The organism is Pseudomonas sp. BP8, from assembly GCF_017875955.1.
Taxonomy (GTDB): domain Bacteria; phylum Pseudomonadota; class Gammaproteobacteria; order Pseudomonadales; family Pseudomonadaceae; genus Aquipseudomonas.
Genome location: NZ_JAGINK010000001.1, coordinates 5,564,246 through 5,587,964, shown reverse-complemented (window position 1 = coordinate 5,587,964; position 23,719 = coordinate 5,564,246). Strand labels below are relative to the sequence as shown.

General features: G+C 63.0%; 22 protein-coding genes and 1 other RNA gene. 18 read left to right on the top strand and 5 right to left on the bottom strand.

Going from position 1 to position 23,719, the window contains the following annotated elements:
• Positions 1-88: 88 nt before the first annotated feature.
• Together J3B00_RS24450 and J3B00_RS24445 are read left to right on the top strand one after the other, a co-directional pair.
• The gene (locus J3B00_RS24450; protein ID WP_209873333.1) at positions 89-712 is read left to right on the top strand and encodes a glutathione S-transferase N-terminal domain-containing protein; all 624 of its coding nucleotides are present in this window, start codon (positions 89-91) and stop codon (positions 710-712) included.
• Positions 713-722: 10 nt separating this feature from the next.
• Positions 723-1,154 (top strand): ClpXP protease specificity-enhancing factor, encoded by a 432-nt coding sequence (locus J3B00_RS24445; RefSeq protein ID WP_209873330.1) that lies wholly within the window; start codon positions 723-725, stop codon positions 1,152-1,154.
• A gap of 1,454 nt (positions 1,155-2,608) precedes the next feature.
• On the opposite strand, the gene J3B00_RS24440 is transcribed toward J3B00_RS24445, so the two are convergent.
• The 5 genes from J3B00_RS24440 to J3B00_RS24420 form a co-directional block, all read right to left on the bottom strand.
• A complete protein-coding gene (locus J3B00_RS24440; RefSeq protein WP_209873327.1) occupies positions 2,609-2,827 on the bottom strand; it encodes a YgdI/YgdR family lipoprotein in 219 nt (72 codons plus the stop codon).
• A 61-nt stretch (positions 2,828-2,888) separates the two neighbouring features.
• Entirely contained in the window at positions 2,889-3,467 is a 579-nt protein-coding gene (locus J3B00_RS24435; protein ID WP_209873323.1) for a BON domain-containing protein, read from the bottom strand.
• Positions 3,464-4,057 (bottom strand): phosphoheptose isomerase, encoded by a 594-nt coding sequence (locus J3B00_RS24430; protein WP_209873320.1) that lies wholly within the window; start codon positions 4,055-4,057, stop codon positions 3,464-3,466. Before J3B00_RS24430 ends, J3B00_RS24435 begins: the two co-directional genes overlap by 4 nt.
• Positions 4,058-4,145: 88 nt before the next feature.
• Positions 4,146-4,517, bottom strand: coding sequence for a YraN family protein (locus J3B00_RS24425; protein WP_209873317.1), 372 nt, complete (start codon positions 4,515-4,517; stop codon positions 4,146-4,148).
• Positions 4,517-6,331 (bottom strand): penicillin-binding protein activator, encoded by a 1,815-nt coding sequence (locus J3B00_RS24420; protein WP_209873313.1) that lies wholly within the window; start codon positions 6,329-6,331, stop codon positions 4,517-4,519. Before J3B00_RS24420 ends, J3B00_RS24425 begins: the two co-directional genes overlap by 1 nt.
• 187 nt (positions 6,332-6,518) lie before the next feature.
• On the opposite strand from J3B00_RS24420, the gene rsmI reads away from it, so the two are divergent.
• The 16 genes from rsmI to ftsA all read left to right on the top strand — a co-directional run bounded on the left by rsmI (position 6,519) and on the right by ftsA (position 23,690).
• Positions 6,519-7,394, top strand: a complete 876-nt coding sequence (rsmI, locus tag J3B00_RS24415) for a 16S rRNA (cytidine(1402)-2'-O)-methyltransferase (RefSeq protein ID WP_209873310.1) — start codon at positions 6,519-6,521, stop codon at positions 7,392-7,394.
• A gap of 75 nt (positions 7,395-7,469) precedes the next feature.
• Positions 7,470-7,829: RNase P RNA component class A (rnpB, locus tag J3B00_RS24410), an RNA gene on the top strand.
• Positions 7,830-8,138: 309 nt separating this feature from the next.
• Complete coding sequence (mraZ, locus tag J3B00_RS24405) at positions 8,139-8,594, top strand: division/cell wall cluster transcriptional repressor MraZ (protein ID WP_209873307.1); 456 nt, start codon at positions 8,139-8,141, stop codon at positions 8,592-8,594.
• 2 nt (positions 8,595-8,596) lie between these two features.
• Entirely contained in the window at positions 8,597-9,538 is a 942-nt protein-coding gene (gene rsmH / locus J3B00_RS24400; RefSeq protein WP_209875144.1) for a 16S rRNA (cytosine(1402)-N(4))-methyltransferase RsmH, read from the top strand.
• Positions 9,535-9,828, top strand: coding sequence for a cell division protein FtsL (gene ftsL / locus J3B00_RS24395; protein ID WP_209873303.1), 294 nt, complete (start codon positions 9,535-9,537; stop codon positions 9,826-9,828). The genes rsmH and ftsL overlap by 4 nt, the downstream gene beginning before the upstream one ends.
• Complete coding sequence (locus J3B00_RS24390; protein WP_209875141.1) at positions 9,828-11,576, top strand: penicillin-binding protein 2; 1,749 nt, start codon at positions 9,828-9,830, stop codon at positions 11,574-11,576. Before ftsL ends, J3B00_RS24390 begins: the two co-directional genes overlap by 1 nt.
• On the top strand, positions 11,576-13,063 hold the full coding sequence (locus tag J3B00_RS24385) for a UDP-N-acetylmuramoyl-L-alanyl-D-glutamate--2,6-diaminopimelate ligase (RefSeq protein WP_209873300.1): 1,488 nt from the start codon (positions 11,576-11,578) through the stop codon (positions 13,061-13,063). Before J3B00_RS24390 ends, J3B00_RS24385 begins: the two co-directional genes overlap by 1 nt.
• Positions 13,056-14,423: a UDP-N-acetylmuramoyl-tripeptide--D-alanyl-D-alanine ligase gene (murF, locus tag J3B00_RS24380; protein ID WP_209873297.1), complete on the top strand. Its 1,368-nt coding sequence runs from the start codon at positions 13,056-13,058 to the stop codon at positions 14,421-14,423. The genes J3B00_RS24385 and murF overlap by 8 nt, the downstream gene beginning before the upstream one ends.
• The gene (gene mraY, locus J3B00_RS24375) at positions 14,423-15,505 is read left to right on the top strand and encodes a phospho-N-acetylmuramoyl-pentapeptide-transferase (RefSeq protein ID WP_209873294.1); all 1,083 of its coding nucleotides are present in this window, start codon (positions 14,423-14,425) and stop codon (positions 15,503-15,505) included. The genes murF and mraY overlap by 1 nt, the downstream gene beginning before the upstream one ends.
• A gap of 6 nt (positions 15,506-15,511) precedes the next feature.
• Positions 15,512-16,858 (top strand): UDP-N-acetylmuramoyl-L-alanine--D-glutamate ligase, encoded by a 1,347-nt coding sequence (gene murD / locus J3B00_RS24370; protein ID WP_209873291.1) that lies wholly within the window; start codon positions 15,512-15,514, stop codon positions 16,856-16,858.
• On the top strand, positions 16,858-18,069 hold the full coding sequence (ftsW, locus tag J3B00_RS24365; RefSeq protein ID WP_209875138.1) for a putative lipid II flippase FtsW: 1,212 nt from the start codon (positions 16,858-16,860) through the stop codon (positions 18,067-18,069). The genes murD and ftsW overlap by 1 nt, the downstream gene beginning before the upstream one ends.
• A complete protein-coding gene (gene murG / locus J3B00_RS24360; RefSeq protein WP_209873288.1) occupies positions 18,059-19,138 on the top strand; it encodes an undecaprenyldiphospho-muramoylpentapeptide beta-N-acetylglucosaminyltransferase in 1,080 nt (359 codons plus the stop codon). The genes ftsW and murG overlap by 11 nt, the downstream gene beginning before the upstream one ends.
• Positions 19,131-20,585, top strand: a complete 1,455-nt coding sequence (gene murC, locus J3B00_RS24355; protein ID WP_209873285.1) for a UDP-N-acetylmuramate--L-alanine ligase — start codon at positions 19,131-19,133, stop codon at positions 20,583-20,585. The genes murG and murC overlap by 8 nt, the downstream gene beginning before the upstream one ends.
• Entirely contained in the window at positions 20,582-21,538 is a 957-nt protein-coding gene (locus tag J3B00_RS24350; protein ID WP_209873281.1) for a D-alanine--D-alanine ligase, read from the top strand. The genes murC and J3B00_RS24350 overlap by 4 nt, the downstream gene beginning before the upstream one ends.
• A gap of 5 nt (positions 21,539-21,543) precedes the next feature.
• Positions 21,544-22,413: a cell division protein FtsQ/DivIB gene (locus J3B00_RS24345; protein WP_209873277.1), complete on the top strand. Its 870-nt coding sequence runs from the start codon at positions 21,544-21,546 to the stop codon at positions 22,411-22,413.
• 14 nt (positions 22,414-22,427) lie between these two features.
• On the top strand, positions 22,428-23,690 hold the full coding sequence (gene ftsA, locus J3B00_RS24340; protein WP_209873274.1) for a cell division protein FtsA: 1,263 nt from the start codon (positions 22,428-22,430) through the stop codon (positions 23,688-23,690).
• Positions 23,691-23,719: the final 29 nt, after the last annotated feature.

The following is a 23,719-nucleotide window of genomic DNA, read 5'->3' as shown; positions in this document are numbered from 1 at the left end:
CTGGGGCGCCCCCCGCGACAGTGGAGGGGTCTCCCAGGGCGCGTTTGCATTTCAGTTTCGCAAGCATCCCCATGCGAGGAGGCGCTTCATGGGCGTAACCAACAGGTTAGCCTGCTATTCCGATCCCGCTGATCACTACTCTCATCGCGTGCGCCTTGTGCTCGCCGAGAAGGCGATCAGCGTGCAGATCATTGACGTCGATCCTGGGCGTCTGCCACCCAAGCTGGTTGAAGTGAACCCTTATGGCAGTGTGCCAACCCTGGTCGACCGGGATTTGGCACTGTACGAATCGACCGTGGTCATGGAATACCTCGATGAGCGTTATCCACACCCGCCGCTGATGCCGGTATATCCGGTCGGGCGTGGCAACAGTCGCTTGCTCATGCACCGGATCCAGCGTGACTGGTGTGCGCTGGCTGATGTGCTGCTCGACAAGCGCAGTGCTGACGCTGCGCGTACGCAAGCGCGCAAGGAGCTGCGTGAGAGCCTCACCGGTGTTGCGCCGTTATTCGGCGAAATGGCCTGCTTCATGAGTGATGAGCAAAGCCTGGTCGATTGTTGTCTATTGCCCATACTCTGGCGTTTGCCGGTAATGGGTATCGAATTGCCGCGGCAAGCCAAGCCGCTGCTTGATTATATGGAGCGACAGTTCGCCCGCGAGCCTTTCCAGGCGAGCCTGTCTGCTGCTGAACGTGAAATGCGCAAGCTTTAAGGAGCCGTTGATGAACTCCAGTCGCCCCTATCTGGTTAGAGCACTGTACGAGTGGATCGTCGACAACGATTGCACGCCCCATATGCTGGTCAATGCCGAGTATCCGGCGGTCCAGGTGCCGCAGGGCTTTGCCAGTGACGGTCAGATTGTCTTGAATGTCTCGCCCAGTGCGGTGCGTAACCTGCACATGGACAATGAGGCGGTGAGCTTCGAGGGCCGCTTTGGCGGTGTTGCTCACTCGCTGTATGTGCCCGTGAGCGCGATCCTGGGCATCTACGCTCGGGAGAATGGCCAGGGTATGGTCTTTGAGCTGGAGCCTTCGCTGATGGAAGACGAAGCGTTCGAGGATGAGGCTGTGGAGCCGGATGATGATGGTCCGCCGGAGGGGGGTGGGCAACCGCCGCGTCCGACTGGGCGGCCTAGTCTGAAAGTGGTCAAGTAATGAGAAAAGGCGATCTGCAGAGGTCGCCTTTTTTTTATTGGTCTTTTGGGTTGTCTGGGGGCGCGATGGGGTGGGTTTTGTAGGTTGGGGGCTTATCCATTTGGTGTGGTGACTTTTCTGGGCCCCTTCCCCCCTTACGGCGGGTCACTTTTTTTCTTGGAAAAAAGTAACCAAAAACCGCTTGCTCCTGCATCCGGCCCTTCGCTGCGCTGCGGGTTCCCTCGCTCCGGTCTTGCTCCGGGAGGACCGCGCTGTACGGCCCATCCTGGGCCTCAGCGCTTTCCGGCCATCCATGGCCTCCACCTCCCTGCGCAAGACCTCCACTCGGCCTCCTGAAGTCGCTGGTAGATCAAGAGCAAGATCAAGATCAACAGCCAGGGCAACGGCTGGCGAATCGCTGCGCTCTCGCTTTGTTTATTTATCAGCGGAATTGTGGGGTGGCTGGGCAGGGCTGCGCCCTGCGATTTGCATTGGCAGTGCCGGCCTCTTCGCGGGACAAGCCCGCTCCTACAGGTACTGCGCCGAATTCAAATTTGCGCAGATCCTGTAGGAGCGGGCTTGCCCCGCGAAAAGGCCCGAATATCCACCACCCATGCCACTATCGAAGACAACGTCAGCCCAGACGCCGCCCGTAACTTCGCGACTTCAGGAGGCCGAGCGTAGGTCTTGCTCCGGGAGGACCGCGCTGTACGGCCCATCCTGGGCCTCAGCGCTTTCCGGCCATCCATGGCCTCCACTTCCCTGCGCAAGACCTCCACTCGGCCTCCTGAAGTCGCTGGTAGATCAAGAGCCAGATCAAGATCAACAGCCAGGGCAACTGCTGGCGAATCGCTGCGCTCTCGCTTTTGTTTATTTACCAGCGGATTTGTGGGTTGGCTGGCAGGGCTGCGCCCTGCGATTTGTATTGGCAGTACCGGCCTCTTCGCGGGACAAGCCCGCTCCTACAGGTATTGCGCAAATTTTGAGTTCGGCGCAAATCCTGTAGGAGCGGGCTTGCCCCGCGAAGAGGCCCGAATATCCACCACCCATGCCACTATCAAAAACAACGCCAGCCCAGACGCCGCCCGTAACTTCGCGACGTCAGGAGGCCGAGTGGAGGTCTTGCGTAGGGAGGTGGAGGCCATGGATGGCCGGAAAGCGCTGAGGCCCAGGATGGGCCGTACAGCGCGGTCCTCCCGGAGCAAGACCGGAGCGAGGGAACCCGTAGCGCAGCGGAGGGCCGGATGCAGGAGCAGGCGGTTTTTGGTTACTTTTTTCCAAGAAAAAAAGTGACCCGCCGTAAGGGCGGAAGGGGCCAGTGGCGCCTCCACATCAAATGGATAAGCCCACAATTCCTAAGCCAGCCAGCCAAACCAAAAGATCATTAGAAACTTTCTTATGGTGGGGCAGTGCCCGCCCGTTCGCGGGCAAAATCGGATCGCCGCACCGCCACTCCCGGAGGTTCGGCGTGGGCCTCAGAGTTCGCTGATGGTGCGAACCTGATCCTTGTTGATCCGGCTGCGCTTGCCATCCAGCTGCTCGTACTCATAAAACCCCGAGGCGCGATCATAATGCGGTTGATCGATCGCCTGGATCTCACGGCCATCGTTCATGATGATCAAGCTCGGCGTGGAGCAGCCGGCCAGGGTCGCGCAGGCGCCGATTAACAGCGCGGGCAGCAGGTACTTGGTCATGGGGTATTTCCTGAATCACGAGAGGAGGGCGGGCACGCTCAGCGCGCCCGCCAGGTGCGGCTTAGTCGATGTATTCGAACAACTTGACGATTTTCTGTACGCCTGACACGCCTTGAACCACGTTGGTTGCAGCATTGGCTTCGGCTTGGGTTACCAGGCCGAGCAAATAGACGATACCGTTCTCGGTGATCACCTTGATGCGCGAACCCGGAACGTTGGCATCACCGAGCATCTGCGTCTTGATCTTGGTAGTCAGCCACGCATCGTTGTTACGGGCGAGGATCGACGACGGTTGGATCACCTGGATCTCGTTGTGCACCTTCTTGACCCGTTGCACCTGGCCAGCGGTTTGCTCGGCGAGGCTTTTGAGGTCGGCGCGCGGGGTCTGCCCGGCCAGCAGGACAACACCGTTGTAACTGCTGACGACGATGTGCGAGCCCTTGTCCAGATCTGGGTTGGCCTTGGCGATGTTGACCGACACCTTGGTCTCGATCAACGAGTCGTCAATCTTGCTGCCGATGGTACGGGTGCCGCGATCATCCTCGATGGGATTGTCGCGGGTCGAGGTCAGTACCGAGCTGCAGCCGGAGATGCTCAGGCACAGGGTCAGGGCCATCAGGCCGAAACGCTTGGGGATCATTCTTCACTCCCGAACAGTTGGCTGTCGATCAGATCGCACAGGCAGTGGATCGCCAGCAGGTGGACTTCCTGGATGCGCGCGGTAACCGTCGACGGTACGCGAATCTCCACGTCTTCAGGCAGCAGCAGCGAGGCCATGCCTCCGCCGTCGCGCCCGGTCATAGCTACGACAATCATTTCGCGGTCATGTGCGGCCTGAATCGCTTGTATCACGTTGGCCGAATTGCCGCTGGTGGAAATCGCCAGCAGGACATCGCCAGGCTGACCCAGTGCACGAATCTGCTTGGAGAAGATTTCGTTGTAGCTGTAGTCATTGGCGATCGAGGTGATCGTCGAGCTGTCGGTGGTCAAGGCGATCGCCGGCAGGCTCGGCCGCTCACGCTCGAAGCGATTGAGCAACTCCGAAGAGAAATGCTGGGCGTCGCCGGCCGAGCCGCCGTTGCCGCAGGCGAGCATCTTGCCCTCGTTGAGCAGTGCATTGACCATGACCAGGCTGGCCTGCTCGATGTGCGGTGCCAGGATGTCCATTGCCTGTTGCTTGGTGTCGATGCTGGCCTGAAACAGCCGGCGAATTCGGGATTGCATGTCCATCTGGTGTGACCTTAAGAGGGGCGGTGGCCCGCGCAGCGCGCAACAAGGACCAGCCCGCGAAACATAGAGCAAAAAATTCGGAATGGGTTCAGCATTCGAAGGCGTTTTTCAGCCATTGCAGCGGTTGGCCTGCATGGCCAGCGCCTTGCAGGGCGACTACATCGAAGCGGCAGGGAAAGTTGGCCCAGCGGGACTCCTTGAGCAGGAACAGATTGGCGGCTAGCGCCAGGCGTTTCTGCTTGCGCCGATCAATACTGCCGAGAGCGCCGCCGAAGTTCGCATGCAGCCGATAGCGGACTTCGACGAATACTACTGTATCGGCGTCGAGCATGACCAGATCAAGCTCGCCGCCCTTGCATCGCCAGTTGCGCGTCAGTAGCTGAAAACCTTGCCCCTGAAGGTATTCGAGGGCCTGGTTTTCAGCGGCCTGTCCGGCGCTGGTGGACGATGCCTCAAGCATCAGCGCGGGGTGTCCGGCAGGCGCTTGACCTGACCACCGCTGAACTCTGCCCACGGCAGTTGGCGTTCGATGCGCTGGTTGGGGTTCATGCTCAGGCTGCCGGAAAGCCCTTCGACGCGGTTGTCGGGCAGGGCCTTCAGTTGGCCCAGGCGTGGCGCCAGGCTATAGGCATCAACCCCCATCGCATACAGGCGGCCAAGGCTGCCGGCCGCTTGTGGCCACTGCTGGACAACTTGCTGGCGCAGGCTGTTGCTGGTGTCGAGCAGCCAAGGCGTTTCGCAGAAGCGAATGCCGTTCATGTCGTTGTACTGGTTGACGTCACCGCTGGCGCTGTACAGGTTCGAGGTGGCGTAGACCGGCACGTCACCGGCGTACTGGAAGTTCAGCGTCGGCTTGATCTGCTGGGCCTGCTGTGGGGTCGAGGCGAGGAAGAGGAAATCGATGTCCTGGCGACGTGACGGCTGTGCGGCGATGTTGCCGCCCACGGTGCTCTGCAGGCTCTTGGCGCGACCTTCGCTCTGGCGCAGCTGGAACAGCTCGGCGATCTGTTGGGCCAGGGCAACCGGCTGGGCGATGCGCTCAGCGGCCAGCAGGGTGCCGCCATTGCTTTCCCAGTCGCTGCGGAAAGCGGCCAGGACGCGGTCGCCCCACTCACCACTCGGTACCAGGGCGACGGCGCGGACCTTGCCGTCGGCGCGGGCGCGGCGCGAGACTTCGCGCGCTTCGTCTTCTGCGGCCAAGCCGAACTGGAACAGCTGCGGCGGCGCTTTCTGGCCCGCGTCGGCATAGTTCAGGGCAAGGGTGGTGATCGGCAGCTGCGGGTAGGCAGCGAGCTTTTTCACCAGCGGTTTTTCCAGCGGGCCGATGACCAGTTGCACGCCACTGGCCTGGGCCTGGCGGTAGAAGTCATCCAGCGAGCTGATACGCGAGCTGTCGAACACCTGCACGGCAGGTGCGGGTTGACCGGATTGCTGGGCCTGGAAGTGGGCAGCCATGAAGCCGTCGCGCAGGGCGCGGGCAACACCGGCCAACTGGCCTTCCTGGGGCAGCAGCAGGGCGATCTTGGTCAATGGCTGGCTGGCCAGCTCCTTGAGCTTGACCAGGGCGCTCGGCAGTTGCTGGGCGGCCGGGTGATCGGCGTGCTGACTGCGCCAGGTGTCGATCGCAGCCTGCTGCTGTTCGAGGGTGCCGGCGCTTTTCACGGCCAGGGCCAGGCTGGTCCAGCCAGCCAGGACATCGGTGCCGCCAGCTTGCAGTTGCTCGGCCGGCAATGCGGCGACCAGCGACCAGATCGCATCGTTGTTGGCGGTGGCGGCCTGGCCGCTGAGCAGCGGCGCAAGCAGCACCCGCTGTTGCGCAGCCGGGAGGGTCTGGCCGTCGGCCTCGAGGGCGGCAGCGTGGACGCTGTAGGTGCGCACCTGCTGCTCCGGCGGCAGCTCGCTCAGGCGCTGCAGACTGGGGTGGGCGAGAGCGCTGAGGGCGGCCTTGGGCTGGTTGCGGCTCATGGCCAGTTCAGCGCTCAGGGTGCTGGCGAACACTTGCTGCGCAGGCTTGAGCGGCTCCAGCGGAACCTGCTCGAGGATGCGTGCGGCGCGTGGGTAGTCCTTCTGCGTGTAGGCCAGGTCGGCGGCGCTCAGGCGCAGCAGGGCGGCGTCCTCCGGCGACTTGCTGGTTGCCGCTTTTTCGAGCAGTTGCTCGATGCTGGCATCCGGGGTGCGCGGGAGTTCGCCCAGGCTGGATGAGGGCGAGCTGGCGCAGGCCGCCAGCAGGGCAGCGAGGCAGAGGGCTGAAAACAGCCGCAGGCAAGCGATCATGTAAAAGTCCTGTTACTCGATCAAGTTGGCCGGCAATTGTACCCAACCACTGGCCGGGGCGCGATGTTGCTGACGCGGAACCTTCACTATAGGTCGCCTGGAGCCGAGCGCGGGTGAAGTTCATTGCGCCCTATTGCAAAGGCTCGGGCTACAATGGCGCCTTTGATCCGAAAGACAGGTGCGCGCAGTGACAGATGTAGCAGGGGCTTCGAAATCCACCACAGGTACGCTGTACGTGGTCGCAACGCCCATCGGCAACCTCGATGACATCAGTGCGCGGGCCCTCAAGGTGCTGGCCGATGTTGCCCTGATCGCTGCCGAAGATACCCGCCACTCGGTGCGCCTGATGCAACATTTCGGTATTGGTACGCCGCTGGCCGCCTGCCATGAGCATAATGAGCGTGACGAGGGCAGTCGCTTCATCACCCGGCTGTTGGCCGGTGACGATGTGGCGCTGGTATCCGACGCCGGCACCCCGCTGATCTCCGACCCGGGTTACCACTTGGTGCGTCAAGCGCGGGCGGCCGGGGTGCAGGTTGTGCCGGTGCCGGGGGCGTGTGCGCTGATCGCTGCGCTGTCGGCTGCCGGGCTGCCGTCTGACCGGTTTATCTTCGAGGGCTTCTTGCCGGCCAAGACGGCCGGACGCCGTGCGCGGCTGGAGCAGGTCAAGGAAGAGCCGCGCACATTGATCTTCTATGAAGCGCCGCATCGCATTCTCGAGTGCCTCGAGGACATGGCGGCGGTCTTTGGCGGGGAGCGTCCGGCACTGCTGGGGCGTGAGCTGACCAAAACGTTCGAGACCCTCAAGGGCCTGCCGTTGGCTGAACTGCACGCCTTCGTCGCCGCCGACAGTAATCAGCAGCGGGGCGAGTGCGTGGTCCTGGTCGGCGGCTGGAGCGCCCCGGCAGACGAGCAGGCAATCAGTGCCGAGGCGCAGCGGGTGCTGGATCTGCTGTTGGCCGAACTGCCGCTGAAGCGGGCAGCGGCCTTGGCTGCGGAAATTACCGGGGTGCGCAAGAACCTGCTGTATCAGGCGGCCCTGGAAAAACAGAAAACCCAGTAAGCGCAGGCGATTCAGACGATTTAGTCTGCTATATCACTTGTTCTTGGGCGCGCGTGCCGTTAACCTTGTCGGCGGAGAGTCGATTGGACAGTCGCTGCCTTCTTTTGTTCCGCAAAAGAGGGGGGAGGAAAGTCCGGGCTCCATAGGGCAGAGTGCCAGGTAACCCCTGGGAGGCGCGAGCCTACGGAAAGTGCCACAGAAAATAACCGCCTAAGCACTTCGGTGCCGGTAAGGGTGAAAAGGTGCGGTAAGAGCGCACCGCACGTCTGGCAACAGTTCGTGGCTAGGTAAACCCCACTCGGAGCAAGACCAAATAGGGTTCCATTAGGCGTGGCCCGCGTCGGAACCGGGTAGGTTGCTAGAGGCGTCCAGTGATGGCCGTCGTAGAGGAATGACTGTCCTCGACAAAACCCGGCTTATAGATCGACTCTCCACCTTTTCCCCTCCCTGCTTGAATCGATAGCAGGACCGCGTTGGTAATACCGAAAAAATCTTACTCCTCATAAATTACATTAACTTCACACTCTATCCATCTGAGTGCATACGGTTTTTCGTCCCGTAATCCCTAGCTATTACTCCTTTATCATCGCCTTGTTGAGCTAAATCTCCGCCATGTAAGGGATTTCCCTACGAGCGTGCCTTGACGGTGTGGCGGGCGGATTCCTATAGTGTGCGCAAGTGGCAGAAAGTGGGATGAAGTGGGTTTTCTGACACAAAAACGCTAATATTGTGGGGATCACAGCCGTGTTCCGCGGAGCCAACGCCGTCAGCCTCGATGCAAAGGGCAGACTCGCCATGCCGAGTCGGTACCGTGACGAGCTTGATTCGCGATGCCGCAGCCAGCTGATCGTCACCATTGACGCGGTCGACCCCTGCTTATGCGTATACCCGCTCGATGAGTGGGAACAGATAGAAGCCAAGTTGCGTGCCTTGCCGTCGTTGCGTGAGGAAAACCGCCGCCTTCAGCGCTTGCTGATCGGTAACGCGGTTGACCTGGAGCTCGATGGCAGTGGTCGTTTTTTGGTACCGCCCCGCCTGCGTGAGTACGCCAAGCTCGACAAGAAGGCGATGTTGGTGGGGCAACTGAACAAATTCCAGCTGTGGGATGAGGATGCCTGGAACGCGGTTTCGGCAGCCGATCTTGCAGCTATTCAACAACCGGGCGCCATGCCCGATGAATTGCGTGACCTGATCCTGTGACCATAGATAGCGGCTTCAACCACATCACCGTGCTGCTCGACGAAGCTGTCGAGGCACTGGCCCTGCGCGCCGACGGTTGCTACGTCGACGGCACCTTCGGCCGCGGTGGGCACAGTCGTCTGATCCTCAGTAAATTGGGGCCGCAGGGGCATCTGCTGGGGTTCGATAAAGATCCTCAAGCGATTGCCACGGGGCAAACGCTGGCGGCCGAAGACGGCCGCTTCGTCATTGTGCAGCGCAGCTTTGCTGAAATGGGCGATGAGTTCGCCGAGCGCGGCCTGGCAGGCAAGGTCAGCGGGGTACTGCTTGACCTGGGCGTCTCTTCGCCGCAGCTCGACGATGCGTCGCGTGGTTTCAGCTTTCTGAATGACGGCCCGCTGGACATGCGCATGAACCCTGGCCAGGGCATCAGCGCTGCCGAGTTCATCGCCAGCGCACCCGTCGAAGAAATCGCCCGCGTGTTCAAGGAATACGGCGAAGAGCGTTTTTCCGGACGGATGGCGCGTGCGGTGGTCGAACGCCGTGTGATCAAACCGTTCGAGCGCACCGCCGACCTGGCCGAAGTGCTCAAGGTCGCCAACCCGGCCTGGGAAAAAGGCAAGAATCCGGCGACCCGGGCCTTCCAGGGGCTGCGCATCCACGTCAACAACGAACTGGGCGACCTTGAAACCGGCCTGGAAGCCGCCCTCGAGGCGCTGGAAATCGGCGGTCGCCTGGTGGTGATCAGCTTCCATTCGCTGGAAGACCGCATCGTCAAGCTGTTCATGCGCAAGCTGGTCAAGGGCGAGGCAGACAACCTGCCGCGCAACCTGCCGGTGCAGCACAAAGTCTTCGAACCGAAAGTACGCCTGATCGGCAAGGCGCAGTTCGCCTCTGACGCAGAACTCAAAGCCAACCCGCGGGCGCGTAGCGCTGTCATGCGGGTGGCGGAGAAATTGCGTTGAGCCGGCTATTCGCCAAACCGCTGCCAGGCGGAAGCTTCCTGATGCTTCTGCTGTTTGTCGCCGTGCTGGCTTCGGCGATCGCTGTTTCCTATAGCGCGCACTGGAACCGTCAGCTGCTCAACACCCTGTTCGGTGAACTGAGCGAGCGCGACAAGGCCCAGGCCGAATGGGGGCGGCTGATTCTCGAGCAAAGCACCTGGACCGCCCATAGCCGTATCGAAAGCCTGGCTACCGAGCAATTGAAGATGCGTGTGCCCGCCGCAGACGAAGTGCGGATGGTGGCGCCATGATGAAACTCGAGGGGGCGCTCTATCCTTGGCGGTTCCGCGTCGTGATCGGCCTGCTGGCGTTGATGGTCGGCGCGATCTGCTGGCGCATCATCGACCTGCAGGTGGTTGACCGCGCCTTCCTCAAAGGGCAAGGCGATGCACGCAGCTTGCGCCATATCAACATACCTGCGCACCGCGGGCTGATTACCGACCGTAACGGCGAGCCTCTGGCGGTCAGTACCCCAGTGACCACGCTGTGGGCCAACCCCAAGGAAATGCAGCCCTACAAGGACCGCTGGGCGCAACTGGCCGCCGTGCTCGGGCAAAACCCGCAGCAGCTGACCGAGCGTCTTACCCAGCAGGCCAGCAAAGAATTCATTTATCTGGTCCGCGGCCTTACCCCGGAGCAGGGCCAGCAGGTGCTCGACCTGAAGGTCCCTGGCGTGTATGGCATGGAAGAGTTCCGCCGCTTCTACCCGGCCGGTGACGTCACCGCGCACATGGTCGGCTTCACCGACCTCGACGACCACGGTCGTGAAGGGGTCGAACTGGCCTACGACGAGTGGCTGGCCGGAGTCCCCGGCAAGCGCCAGGTGATCAAGGACCGGCGCGGCCGGCTGATCAAGGACATCCAGGTCACCAAAAACGCCAAGGCCGGTTCGACCTTGGCGTTGTCGATCGACCTGCGCCTGCAGTACCTGGCCACCCGCGAACTGCGCAACGCCATTGCCGAGCAGGAAGCCAAGGCCGGCAGCCTGGTGATCATGGACGTCAAGACCGGCGAAGTGCTGGCGATGGTCAACCAGCCGACCTACAACCCGAACAATCGCCGCAGCATGTTCCCGGCGGCCATGCGTAACCGGGCGATCATCGACGTGTTCGAGCCCGGCTCCACGGTCAAGCCGCTGTCGATGAGCGCAGCCCTGCAGAGTGGCCGCTGGAAGCCGACCGACAAGGTCGAGGTCTACCCGGGCAGCCTGCAGATTGGTCGCTACACCATCAAGGACGTGTCGCGCAGTGAAGGGCCGGTCCTCGACTTGACCGGCATTCTGATCAACTCCAGTAACGTCGGCATGAGCAAGATCGCCTTCGACATCGGTGGCGAAGCCATCTATCGGGTCATGTCGCAGCTGGGTCTTGGCCAGTACACCGGCCTTGGGTTCCCTGGCGAGCGCGTCGGCAACCTGCCGAACCACCGCGAGTGGCGCAAGGCTGAGACTGCGACCCTGTCGTATGGCTACGGCCTGTCGGTGACTGCCCTGCAACTGGTGCATGCCTACGCCGCGCTGGCCAACGACGGCAAGATGGTGCCGCTGAGCATCGTCAAGGTCGACAAGGTCCCTGAGTCCACTCAGGTCGTACCGAAGGAAACCGCCGAAACCATTCAGGGCATGCTTCAGCAAGTGATCGAGGCGCCGCGTGGCGTCTATCGCGCGCAGGTGCCGTTCTATCACGTGGGCGGCAAGTCTGGTACCGCGCGTAAGGCCACGGTCGGCGCCAAGGGCTACACCGAAAACGCCTACCGCTCGCTGTTCGCCGGCTTCGGTCCGATGAGTGACCCGCGTTACGCCATTGTTGTGGTCATCGACGAGCCGAGCAAGGGTGGCTACTTCGGTGGCCTGGTCTCTGCGCCGGTATTCAGCAAGGTCATGTCGGGCACCCTGCGCTTGATGAACGTACCACCAGATAACCTGCCGCCGCCTGCCCCTGTCGCCCCTGTTGCGCCGCAGCAGGTGAATGCCGCCGTAGCCAAAGGAGGGCGTGGTTGATGACGATGCCACTGAGCAAGCTGTTCGCCCATGCCAGCCGCGATCCGCTGATCCGCGAATTGACCCTGGACAGCCGCGCCGTGCGTCCGGGTGACCTGTTCCTGGCTGTGCCAGGCGCCAAGGTCGACGGCCGTGACCATATTGCCGATGCCCTGGCCCGTGGCGCTGCCGCGGTCGCCTATGAAGAACAAGGCGCCACCGTGTTGCCGCTGACCGACGTGGCGCTGATCCCGGTCAAGGGCCTGATTGGCCAGCTGTCGGAGATCGCCGGGCGTTTCTATGGCGAACCGAGTCGTCAGCTGAACCTGATCGGTGTGACCGGCACCAACGGCAAGACCAGCGTCACCCAGTTGCTGGCGCAGGCACTTGATGTGCTGGGGCAGCGCTGCGGGTTGATCGGCACCCTGGGTACCGGTTTCTACGGCGAACTGCAGAGCGGTCGGTTGACCACGCCGGACCCGATTGCCGTGCAGGCAACCCTCTATGACTTGAGGAAGAGCGGCGCCAAGGCTGTGGCCATGGAAGTGTCTTCGCACGCCCTGGAACAGGGGCGGGTTGCCGCGCTGGCCTTTGATATTGCGGTGATGACCAACCTCTCGCGCGATCACCTTGACTACCATGGCAGCATGCAGGCCTACGAAGCGGCCAAGGCCAAGTTGTTCGCCTGGCCCAACCTGCGCAGCCAGGTGGTCAACCTCGATGATGGCTTCGGTCGTCGCCTGGCGGCCGACTTCGCTCGCCTGCCGACTGCCGATCACGTCGAGACCCGTCTGCTCAGCTACAGCCTGGAAGACCCCGAGGCGTCGCTGTTCTGCCGTGAAGCCACGTTCGACGACGATGGCGTACGCGCCATTCTGGTAACCGCGCAGGGCGAGCGTACCCTGCGTAGCCAACTGCTCGGTCGCTTCAACCTGAGCAACATGCTCGCTGCGGTAGCGAGCCTGTTGGCGCTGGACTACTCGCTGGATGAAATCCTCAAGGTGACCTCGCAGCTGCAAGGGCCGGTTGGCCGTATGCAACGCCTGGGCGGTGGTGACAAGCCGTTGGTGGTGGTCGATTACGCGCACACCCCCGACGCGCTGGAGAAGGTCCTCGAAGCGCTGCGCCCGCACGCGCATGGCAAGCTGCTGTGCCTGTTCGGCTGCGGCGGCGACCGGGACCGCGGCAAGCGTCCGTTGATGGCTGAAGTGGCTGAACGCCTGGCTGATCGCGTGCTGGTCACCGACGACAATCCGCGCAGCGAAGACCCCGCGCTGATCTTCGACGACATCCGCCCGGGTTTCGCCCAGCCGGGTGACGTCGAGTTCATCAGTGGCCGCGGCGCGGCCATCGCCCATCTGATCGCCAGCGCAGCGGCCGACGACGTTATCGTCCTGGCTGGCAAGGGTCACGAGGATTACCAGGAAATCAACGGCGAGCGTCACGATTTCTCCGATCTGGTCGAGGCCGAGAAGGCACTGGCTACCTGGGAGGCTGCACATGCTTGAGCCCATGACCCTCAGCCAACTGACCGCGCCGTTGCAGGCGCGGCAGGTGGGCGCCGATATCAGCTTCTGCGGTGTCAGCATCGACAGCCGCACAGTCGCTGGCGGTCAATTGTTCGTGGCCCTCACTGGCCCACGTTTCGATGGCCACGATTACCTGGCCGATGTCCAGGCCAAGGGCGCCGTAGCGGCGCTGGTGGAGCGCGAGGTGGCCGGTGTCGACCTGCCACAACTGGTAGTCGCCGATTGCCGCCTGGCGCTGGGCCAGCTGGGCGCACTGAACCGCGCGCTGTTCGACAAGCCCGTCGCCGCCATTACCGGCTCCAGTGGCAAGACCACGGTGAAAGAGATGCTTGCCTGCATCCTGCGCACCCGTGGCCCGGTGCTGGCCACGCGTGGCAACCTCAACAATGACCTGGGTGCGCCGCTGACCCTGCTGGAGATTGCTGCCGAACACAGTGCGGCGGTGATCGAGCTGGGCGCTTCGCGCATTGGCGAGATCCGTTACACGGTTGGCCTGACCCAGCCGCAGGTCGTGATCATCAACAACGCCGGTACTGCGCACGTAGGCGAGTTCGGCGGTCCGGAAAAAATCGTCGAAGCCAAGGGCGAGATCCTCGAAGGCCTGGGTGAGGGTGGTACGGCCGTCCTCAACCTGGACGACAAGGCGTTTGCCATCTGGCAGAAGCGTGCCGGTAGCCAGCGCATCCTCAGTTTCGCCTTGAACAACCCTCAGGCCGATTTCCACGCCAGCGACATCGGTCGCGACGCGCGTGGTTGCCCTGCCTTCACCTTGCACGGCCCAGGTGGCTCGGTGCCGGTGCAACTGAACCTGCTCGGTACGCATAACGTCAGCAACGCCCTGGCCGCCGCCGCCGCTGCCCATGCCCTGGGCATCAGCCTGCCCGGCATCGGCGCTGGCCTGAATGCTGTGCAGCCGGTCAAGGGCCGCACCGTGGCGCAGATTGCGGCAAACGGTGTGCGGGTCATCGATGACAGTTACAACGCAAATCCCACCTCGATGTGCGCCGCCATTGATATACTCGCCGGCTTTTCCGGTCGCACCGTTCTGGTGCTCGGGGATATCGGCGAACTGGGGCAATGGGCGCAGGAAGGACACCGGCAGGTGGGCGACTACGCCCGCGGCAAGGTTGACGCCCTGTACGCAGTGGGCAGCAACATGACCCATGCGGTTACCGCGTTCGGCGCCAATGGCCGTCATTTCGCAACTCAAGCTGAGCTGATCGACGCTGTAAGCGGCGAGAGCGCCAGCGACACCACTATCTTGATCAAGGGCTCGCGCAGCGCTGCGATGGAAAACGTCGTGGCGGCATTGTGCGGTGCCAGCGGGGAGAAACATTAATGCTTTTGCTGTTGGCTGAGTATCTGCAGCAGTTCCACAAAGGCTTCGCGGTCTTCCAGTACCTGTCCCTGCGCGGGATTCTCGGTGTACTGACCGCGCTGTCGCTGTCGCTGTGGCTGGGCCCTTGGATGATTCGTACCCTGCAGATCCGTCAGATCGGTCAGGCTGTGCGCAACGACGGTCCACAATCGCACCTGTCCAAGTCGGGTACGCCGACCATGGGTGGCGCCTTGATCCTGTCGGCCATCGCCATCAGCACCTTGCTTTGGGCTGACCTGAGCAACCGCTATGTCTGGGTCGTACTGATCGTGACCCTGCTGTTTGGTGCCATCGGCTGGGTCGACGACTATCGCAAGGTAATCGAAAAGAATTCGCGTGGCCTGCCGAGCCGCTGGAAGTACTTCTGGCAGTCGGTGTTCGGCCTGGGCGCGGCGATCTTCCTGTACATGACTGCACCGACCAGCGTCGAAACCACGCTGATCGTGCCATTCGCCAAGGACGTCACGATTGCCTTGGGTATCGGCTTCGTGGTGCTGACCTATTTCGTCATCGTCGGCTCGAGCAACGCGGTCAACCTGACCGACGGCCTCGATGGCCTGGCGATCATGCCCACCGTGATGGTCGGGGGTGCGCTGGGCATCTTCTGCTACCTGTCGGGTAACGTGAAGTTCGCCGAATACCTGCTGATCCCTTACGTACCCGGTGCCGGCGAACTGATCGTGTTCTGCGGCGCCCTGATCGGTGCCGGGCTGGGCTTCCTCTGGTTCAACACCTATCCGGCCCAGGTCTTCATGGGTGACGTCGGTGCACTGGCACTGGGCGCCGCGCTGGGCACCATCGCCGTGATCGTGCGCCAGGAAATCGTCCTGTTCATCATGGGTGGCGTGTTCGTCATGGAAACCCTGTCGGTGGTTATCCAGGTCGCGTCGTTCAAGTTGACCGGCAAGCGCGTATTCCGTATGGCGCCGATTCACCACCACTTTGAACTCAAGGGTTGGCCTGAACCACGGGTGATCGTCCGCTTCTGGATTATCACCGTGATCCTGGTGCTGATCGGCCTTGCAACCCTGAAACTGAGGTAGACGAGCGTGTCACTGATCGCTTCCGACCAATTCCGCATCGTTGTCGGCCTCGGCAAGAGCGGCATGTCCCTGGTTCGCTTCCTGGCGAGCCGGGGCATTGCCTTTGCGGTCGCCGACACTCGCGAGCAACCGCCGGAACTGGACACCCTGCGCCGTGACTACCCGCAGGTGGAAGTACGCTGTGGCGAACTCGACGTGGACTTCCTCTGCCGCGCCAACGAGTTGTACGTGAGCCCGGGTCTGGCCTTGGCCACCCCGGCCCTGCAGCAAGCAGCCGCGCGTGGCGTCAAGCTGTCCGGCGACATCGAGCTGTTCGCGCGTAACACCAAGGCGCCAATCATTGCCATCAGTGGCTCGAACGCCAAGAGCACGGTGACCACCCTGGTCGGTGAGATGGCGGCCAAGGCCGGCAAGCGCGTCGCGGTTGGCGGCAACCTGGGTACGCCAGCGCTTGACCTGCTCGACGACAGCGTCGAGCTGTACGTGATGGAACTGTCCAGTTTTCAGCTGGAGACCACCGATCAGCTCAATGCCGAAGTGGCCACCGTGCTCAACATCAGCGAAGACCACATGGATCGCTACAGTGGCCTGCCGGCTTATCACCTGGCCAAGCACCGCATCTTCCGCGGTGCCAATCAGGTCGTGGTGAACCGCCAGGACGCCCTTAGCCGGCCGTTGCCGGTTGAAGGTCGCCCGTGCTGGAGCTTTGGCTTGAACGCGCCAGACTTCAAGGCCTTTGGCCTGCGTGAAGTCGACGGCGAGAAGTGCCTGGCATTCGAGTTCCAGACCCTGATGCCGGTGCGCGAGCTGAAAGTCCGCGGCGCTCACAACCAGAGCAACGCCCTGGCGGCGCTGGCCCTCGGCCATGCCGTGGGTTTGCCTTTTGAGCCGATGCTCGAGGCCCTGCGCGAGTTCGGCGGCCTGGCCCATCGTTGCCAGTGGGTGCGCGAGCGCAATGGCGTCAACTGGTACGACGATTCCAAGGCTACCAATGTCGGTGCCGCGCTGGCGGCCATCGAAGGCCTGGGCGCCGATATCGACGGCAAGCTGGTGTTGATCGCCGGTGGCGACGGCAAGGGTGCCGACTTCTCGGCCCTGCGCGAGCCGGTCGGCCGTTATTGCCGCGCCGTGGTTCTGCTCGGTCGTGATGCCGAGCGACTCGCTCAAGCCTTGGGCGAGGGCGTGCAGCAGGTTCGTGTGCAGACCCTCGACGAGGCCGTGCAGCAGTGCGCAGCGCTGGCGCAATCCGGCGACGCGGTATTGCTCTCGCCGGCCTGTGCCAGCCTCGACATGTTCAAGAACTTCGAAGAGCGTGGGCGCCTGTTCGCCCAGGCGGCGGGAGGTCTGGCATGATCTTCGGCATCCTCAAGCCGTACCCGTCGCCGCTGATCAGTGGCCGTGGCATCGATCTCGACTTTGCCTTCCTCGCTGGCTGCCTGGCGCTGCTTGGCCTGGGCCTGGTGATGATCACCTCGGCCTCGTCGGAAGTGGCTGCGGTGCAGTCGGGCAACCCGCTCTATCACATGTTCCGCCACCTGATTTACGTCGCTCTGGGCCTGGTGGCCTGTGGCATGACCATGATGGTGCCGATCGCCACCTGGCAGCGCATGGGCTTCCTGATGCTGCTCGGTGCCTTTGGCTTGCTGTTCCTGGTGCTGGTGCCGGGTATTGGCCGTGAAGTGAACGGTTCGATGCGCTGGATCGGCTTCAGCTTCTTCAACGTGCAGCCGTCGGAGATCGCCAAGGTCTTCGTGGTCATCTACCTGGCCGGTTACCTGGTGCGTCGCCAGCAGGAAGTGCGCGAGAGCTGGATGGGCTTCTTCAAGCCGTTCATCGTCCTCCTGCCAATGGCCGGCCTGCTGCTGATGGAGCCGGACTTCGGCGCCACTGTGGTGATGATGGGCGCCGCGGCGGCGATGCTGTTCCTTGGCGGGGTGGGGCTGTTCCGCTTCTCGCTGATGGTGGTCCTGGCGGTGGTCGCGGTGTTTGTCCTGGTCCAGGCGCAGCCCTATCGAATGGCGCGTCTGATCACCTTTACCGACCCGTGGTCGGATCAGTTCGGCTCCGGCTACCAGCTGACCCAGGCGCTGATCGCCTTTGGTCGTGGCGAGTGGCTGGGCGTTGGCCTGGGCAACAGCGTGCAGAAGCAGTTCTACCTGCCTGAGGCGCACACCGACTTCGTCTTCTCGGTTCTGGCCGAAGAGCTGGGTGTGGTCGGTACGCTGTGCACCGTGGCGCTGTTCGTGTTCGTCACCGTGCGGGCGCTGTACATCGGCCTGTGGGCAGAAAAGGCCAAGCAATACTTTGCCGCCTACATGGCGTTTGGCCTGGCCTTCCTGTGGATTGGTCAGTTCCTGATCAACATCGGGGTGAACGTCGGCCTGCTGCCGACCAAGGGCCTGACCCTGCCTTTCCTCAGTTACGGCGGCAGCTCGCTGGTGATCTGCTGTGCCTGTGTCGGGCTGCTGTTAAGGATCGAGTGGGAGAGTCGCACCCACCTGGGCAGCGAAGAGCATGAATTCAATGAAAGCGATTTTGCCGAGGAGACCACTCATGGCCGCTGACGGCAAAAACGTCTTGATCATGGCGGGCGGCACCGGTGGCCATGTGTTCCCGGCGCTGGCCTGCGCCCGTGAGTTCCAGGCGCGCGGCTACAGCGTGCACTGGCTAGGCACCCCGCGTGGGATCGAGAACGAACTGGTCCCGCAAGCCGGCTTGCCCTTGCACCTGATCCAGGTCAGCGGCCTGCGTGGCAAGGGCAAGCTGTCGCTGCTCAAGGCGCCGTTCACCCTGATCAAGGCCGTGCTGCAGGCGCGCACGATCATTCGCCAACTGAAACCGGTCTGCGTGATCGGCTTCGGCGGCTATGTCACCGGGCCAGGCGGCGTGGCTGCCAAGCTCTGCGGTGTACCGCTGGTGATCCACGAACAGAATGCCCGCGCGGGTACCGCCAATCGCCTGCTGGTGCCGCTGGCGGCGCGTGTCTGCGAAGCTTTCCCGGACACTTTTGCCGCCAGCGACAAGCGCCGGACCACCGGCAACCCGGTACGCCCGGAACTGTTCCTCGAGGCCCAGCGTGCGCCCCTGAGCGAGCGCCGTGCGCGGCTGTTGGTACTCGGCGGCAGCCTGGGTGCGGAACCATTGAACAAATTGCTACCTAAGGCCCTGTCGGAGGTGTCTGCAGCGCTACGCCCAGAGGTGTTTCACCAGGCTGGCAAGCAGCATGCACCGATCACCGCCGAGCGTTATCGCGAAGCCGGGGTCGAGGCTCAGGTAGAGCCCTTCATCAAGGACATGGCCCACGCCTATGGCTGGGCCGACATGGTGGTATGCCGGGCCGGTGCCCTGACCGTCAGCGAACTCGCGGCGGCAGGCCTGCCCTCGATGCTGGTGCCTTTGCCCCACGCCATCGACGACCACCAGACCCACAACGCCCATTATCTGGCTCGGGAAGGCGCTGCCTTCCTCATGCCACAAGCGACAACTGGCGCAGCGCAGCTCGCTGAACGCCTGAACGAGGTGCTGATGCAACCCGAGAAACTCAACACCATGGCTGGCACCGCACGGCGCCTGGCCAAGCCTGCCGCAACCAGCACCGTGGTCGATATCTGCCTGGAGGTGGCCCATGGTTGAAACCCAGAAAGCCATGCCCCAACCGAAAATGGGCCGTATCCGCCGTATCCACTTCGTCGGTATCGGCGGGGTAGGCATGTGCGGCATCGCCGAAGTGCTGCTCAACCTCGGTTACGAGGTGTCTGGCTCCGACCTGAAAGCGTCGCCGGTCACCGAGCGCCTGGAGTCGTTTGGCGCAGAGATCTTTATCGGCCACCGTGCCGAGAACGCTGCCAGCGCCGATGTGCTGGTGGTGTCCAGCGCGATCAACCCGGCCAACCCGGAAGTCGCCACCGCCCTCGAGCGGCGCATTCCGGTAGTGCCACGGGCCGAGATGCTCGCCGAGCTGATGCGCTATCGCCACGGCATCGCCGTCGCCGGCACCCACGGCAAGACCACCACCACCAGCCTGCTGGCTTCGGTGTTCGCCGCCGGTGGCCTGGATCCTACCTTCGTCATCGGTGGTCGCCTGACCGCGGCCGGCACCAATGCCCAGCTGGGCGCCAGCCGCTACCTGATCGCCGAAGCGGACGAGAGCGACGCCAGCTTCCTGCACCTGCAGCCGATGGTCGCCGTGGTCACCAACATTGATGCCGACCACATGGCCACCTACGAGGGTGACTTCAACAAGCTGAAGAAGACCTTTGTCGAGTTCCTGCACAACCTGCCGTTCTACGGTCTGGCAGTGATGTGCCTGGACGATCCGGTGGTGCGCGAGATCCTTCCGCAGGTCAAACGTCCGACTGTCACCTATGGCTTCAGCGAAGAGGCCGATATTCGCGCCATCAACGTGCGCCAGCAGGGCATGCAGACCCACTTCACCGTGCTCCGTCGCGACTGCGAGCCGTTGGACGTGTCGGTCAACATGCCGGGCAACCACAACGTGCTCAATGCCCTGGCGACCATCGCCATTGCCACTGACGAAGGCATCACTGACGAGGCCATTGTTCAGGGGCTGTCGGGCTTCCAGGGCGTTGGCCGACGCTTCCAGGTCTACGGCGAACTGCCGGTCGACGGCGGCAGCGTGATGCTGGTCGACGACTACGGCCACCACCCGACCGAAGTCGCGGCGGTAATCAAGGCCGTACGTGGCGGCTGGCCGAGCCGGCGCCTGGTGATGGTCTACCAGCCGCACCGCTACAGCCGCACCCGCGACCTTTACGACGACTTCGTGCAGGTCCTGGCCGATGCCAACGTGCTGCTGCTGATGGAAGTCTACCCGGCCGGCGAAGAGCCGATCCCGGGTGCCGACAGCCGCCAGTTGTGCCACAGCATCCGTCAGCGCGGTCAACTCGACCCGATCTACATCGAGCGCGGCGTCGAGCTGGCGCCGCTGGTCAAGCCGCTGCTGCGCGCTGGCGACATCCTGCTGTGCCAGGGTGCCGGTGACATCGGCGGCCTCGCCCCACAACTGATGAAAAGCCCACTGTTCGCCGGCGCCGTCGCCAAGCAGGAGAAGTCCAAATGACCAGCGCCTACGACACATTGCACTCGACCCTGGACGTCAAGGCGTTCGGCCGCGTCGCGGTGCTCTACGGCGGCAAGAGCGCCGAGCGTGAGGTATCGCTGAAGTCGGGCGCTGCGGTAATCGAGGCGCTGACCGCTGCCGGTGTCGACGTGGTCGCCATCGATGTTGCTGACGATCTGCTCACGCGCTTGCAGAGCGAGCAGATCGACCGCGCGTTCATCATCCTCCACGGCCGCGGCGGTGAAGATGGCAGCATGCAAGGCCTGCTCGAGTGCCTGGGGATTCCCTATACCGGCAGCGGCATCCTCGCGTCGGCCTTGGCCATGGACAAGCTGCGCACCAAGCAAGTGTGGAAAAGCCTCGGTATTCCGACCCCGCACCATGCCGTGCTGGGCAGCGCAGACGATTGTGTTAGAGCCGGTACGGAACTGGGCTTCCCGCTTATCGTCAAACCCGCCCATGAAGGTTCAAGTATCGGAATGGCCAAGGTGAACAGCGTTGAAGAGCTGGTCGCCGCCTGGCAAGACGCCGCCAAGTACGACTCGCAGGTGCTGGTCGAGCAGTGGATCCACGGCCCGGAGTTCACCATCGCCGTGTTGCGTGGCCAGGTGTTGCCGCCGATCGCCCTCGGCACGCCGCATGTGTTCTACGACTACGACGCCAAGTACCTGGCCAATGACACCCAGTACCGCATTCCGTGCGGCCTGAACAGCGCCAAGGAACAGGAACTGATCGAACTGACCGCGCGCGCCTGCGATGCCATCGGCATCGAAGGCTGGGGCCGGCTGGACGTGATGCAGGACGAGCAGGGCCGGTTCTGGCTGCTTGAAGTCAACACCGCACCAGGCATGACTGATCATAGCCTGGTACCCATGGCGGCCCGCGCGGCCGGCCTGGACTTCCAGCAGCTGGTGCTGGCGATCCTGGCTGCCAGCGTCGACACCCGAGGTTAACCATCATGCAAGGCGCGATGCTTCGACATCAGCAACCCGCTCCCGGCCGTAACAAGCCGGTGCCCCGTGGCGCCAGCCGAATGGTGGCCCAGGAGCCGATGTCGGCGCGCCTGCCGAAGGCCAACTTCAGTGTGTTCAAGCGTCTGCTGTGGCCGGTGCTGCTGGTCGCTGCAGGTTTTGCTGCCTACGAAGGTGCGATCCGCCTGATGCCCTACGCCGACCGGCCGATCACCAAGATCGCCGTGCAGGGCGACCTCAGCTACATCAGCCAGCAGGCGGTGCAGCAGCGCATTGCGCCGTTCACCGCAGCCAGCTTCTTCAGTGTCGACCTCAGCGCGATGCGCGCCGAGCTCGAGCAGATGCCCTGGATCGCCCATGCCGAAGTGCGGCGGGTGTGGCCGGACGAAGTGGTGATCCGCCTCGAAGAACAACTGCCAGTGGCACGCTGGGGTGCCGAAGCCTTGCTCAACAACCAGGGCCAGGCATTCACCCCGCGCGAGCTGGCCAATTATGAGCACCTGCCGCAGCTGTTCGGGCCGCAGCGCGCTCAGCAACAAGTCATGCAGCAGTATCAGGTATTGAGCCAGATGCTGCGCCCGATGGGCTTTTCCATTGCTCGCCTGGAGCTGCGCGAGCGCGGCAGCTGGTTCCTGACCACCGGTGCCGGTAGCGCCGGTCCTGGCATCGAGCTGCTGTTGGGGCGCGACCATCTGGTGGAAAAGATGCGCCGTTTCATTGCCATTTACGACAAGACACTCAAAGAGCAGATCACCAATATCGCCCGCGTTGATCTGCGTTACGCCAACGGATTGGCTGTTGGCTGGCGGGAACCGATTGCACCGACGACGGCCCAACCCGCCGTTGCGAAGAATTAGAGAGAGGCAGGACCATGGCAAACGCGCATAGCGGCAAAATGATCGTCGGGCTCGACATTGGCACCTCCAAGGTGGTGGCGCTGGTGGGTGAAGTCGGCGAAGACGGTACCCTGGAGATTGTCGGTATCGGCACCCACCCGTCCCGCGGCCTGAAAAAGGGCGTGGTAGTCAACATCGAGTCGACCGTGCAGTCGATCCAGCGCGCTGTCGAAGAGGCCCAGCTGATGGCTGGTTGCCGGATCCACTCGGCGTTCGTCGGTGTTGCCGGTAACCATATCCGCAGCCTGAACTCCCACGGCATCGTCGCCATCCGTGATCGTGAAGTCAGCGCCGCCGACCTCGAACGGGTGCTCGATGCTGCGCAGGCAGTGGCCATCCCGGCTGACCAGCGGGTGCTGCACACCCTGCCGCAGGACTACGTGATCGACAACCAGGAAGGCGTGCGCGAGCCACTGGGCATGTCGGGGGTGCGTCTGGAAGCCAAGGTCCACGTGGTGACCTGCGCTGTCAACGCCGCGCAGAACATCGAGAAGTGCGTGCGCCGCTGCGGCCTGGAAATCGACGACATCATCCTCGAGCAACTGGCTTCGGCCTACTCGGTGCTGACCGATGACGAGAAAGAACTGGGCGTGTGCCTGGTGGACATTGGCGGCGGTACCACCGACATCGCCATCTTCACCGAAGGCGCGATCCGCCACACCGCGGTGATCCCGATTGCTGGCGACCAGGTCACCAACGACATCGCCATGGCCCTGCGCACGCCGACCCAGTACGCCGAAGAAATCAAGATCCGCTACGCCTGCGCCCTGGCCAAGCTGGCCGGTGCCGGCGAAACCATCAAGGTGCCAAGCGTCGGCGACCGTCCGCCGCGCGAGCTGTCGCGCCAGGCCTTGGCCGAAGTGGTCGAGCCGCGTTACGACGAGCTGTTCACCCTGATCCAGGCCGAGCTGCGCCGCAGCGGCTACGAGGACCTGGTGCCTGCCGGCATCGTCCTGACCGGCGGCACCGCGAAGATGGAAGGCGCCGTTGAACTGGCCGAGGAAATCTTCCACATGCCGGTACGCCTGGGCGTACCGCACAGCGTTCGGGGGCTCAGCGACGTGGTGCGCAACCCGATCTATTCCACCGGTGTGGGCTTGCTCACCTACGGCCTGCTCAAGCAGTCCGAAGACCTGATCCTGACCGGTAACAGCAACAGCAGCAACAACAGCTATGGCGATGAACCGAAGGCTCCAGTGCTTGAGCGATTCAAGCGTTGGGTCCAGGGCAATTTCTAAGTTTCAAAGCAGTAGTGGTAGGCGCGACA

Excerpts from the sequence above, each read along its gene's own strand:
- J3B00_RS24450 (WP_209873333.1), top strand. The coding sequence starts at position 89 with ATGGGCGTAACCAACAGGTTAGCCTGCTATTCCGATCCCGCTGATCAC.
- J3B00_RS24445 (WP_209873330.1), top strand. The coding sequence starts at position 723 with ATGAACTCCAGTCGCCCCTATCTGGTTAGAGCACTGTACGAGTGGATC.
- J3B00_RS24440 (WP_209873327.1), bottom strand. The coding sequence starts at position 2,827 with ATGACCAAGTACCTGCTGCCCGCGCTGTTAATCGGCGCCTGCGCGACC.
- J3B00_RS24435 (WP_209873323.1), bottom strand. The coding sequence starts at position 3,467 with ATGATCCCCAAGCGTTTCGGCCTGATGGCCCTGACCCTGTGCCTGAGC.
- J3B00_RS24430 (WP_209873320.1), bottom strand. The coding sequence starts at position 4,057 with ATGGACATGCAATCCCGAATTCGCCGGCTGTTTCAGGCCAGCATCGAC.
- J3B00_RS24425 (WP_209873317.1), bottom strand. The coding sequence starts at position 4,517 with ATGCTTGAGGCATCGTCCACCAGCGCCGGACAGGCCGCTGAAAACCAG.
- J3B00_RS24420 (WP_209873313.1), bottom strand. The coding sequence starts at position 6,331 with ATGATCGCTTGCCTGCGGCTGTTTTCAGCCCTCTGCCTCGCTGCCCTG.
- J3B00_RS24390 (WP_209875141.1), top strand. The coding sequence starts at position 9,828 with ATGAAACTCGAGGGGGCGCTCTATCCTTGGCGGTTCCGCGTCGTGATC.
- J3B00_RS24385 (WP_209873300.1), top strand. The coding sequence starts at position 11,576 with ATGACGATGCCACTGAGCAAGCTGTTCGCCCATGCCAGCCGCGATCCG.
- murF (WP_209873297.1), top strand. The coding sequence starts at position 13,056 with ATGCTTGAGCCCATGACCCTCAGCCAACTGACCGCGCCGTTGCAGGCG.
- mraY (WP_209873294.1), top strand. The coding sequence starts at position 14,423 with ATGCTTTTGCTGTTGGCTGAGTATCTGCAGCAGTTCCACAAAGGCTTC.
- murG (WP_209873288.1), top strand. The coding sequence starts at position 18,059 with ATGGCCGCTGACGGCAAAAACGTCTTGATCATGGCGGGCGGCACCGGT.
- murC (WP_209873285.1), top strand. The coding sequence starts at position 19,131 with ATGGTTGAAACCCAGAAAGCCATGCCCCAACCGAAAATGGGCCGTATC.
- J3B00_RS24350 (WP_209873281.1), top strand. The coding sequence starts at position 20,582 with ATGACCAGCGCCTACGACACATTGCACTCGACCCTGGACGTCAAGGCG.
- J3B00_RS24345 (WP_209873277.1), top strand. The coding sequence starts at position 21,544 with ATGCAAGGCGCGATGCTTCGACATCAGCAACCCGCTCCCGGCCGTAAC.
- ftsA (WP_209873274.1), top strand. The coding sequence starts at position 22,428 with ATGGCAAACGCGCATAGCGGCAAAATGATCGTCGGGCTCGACATTGGC.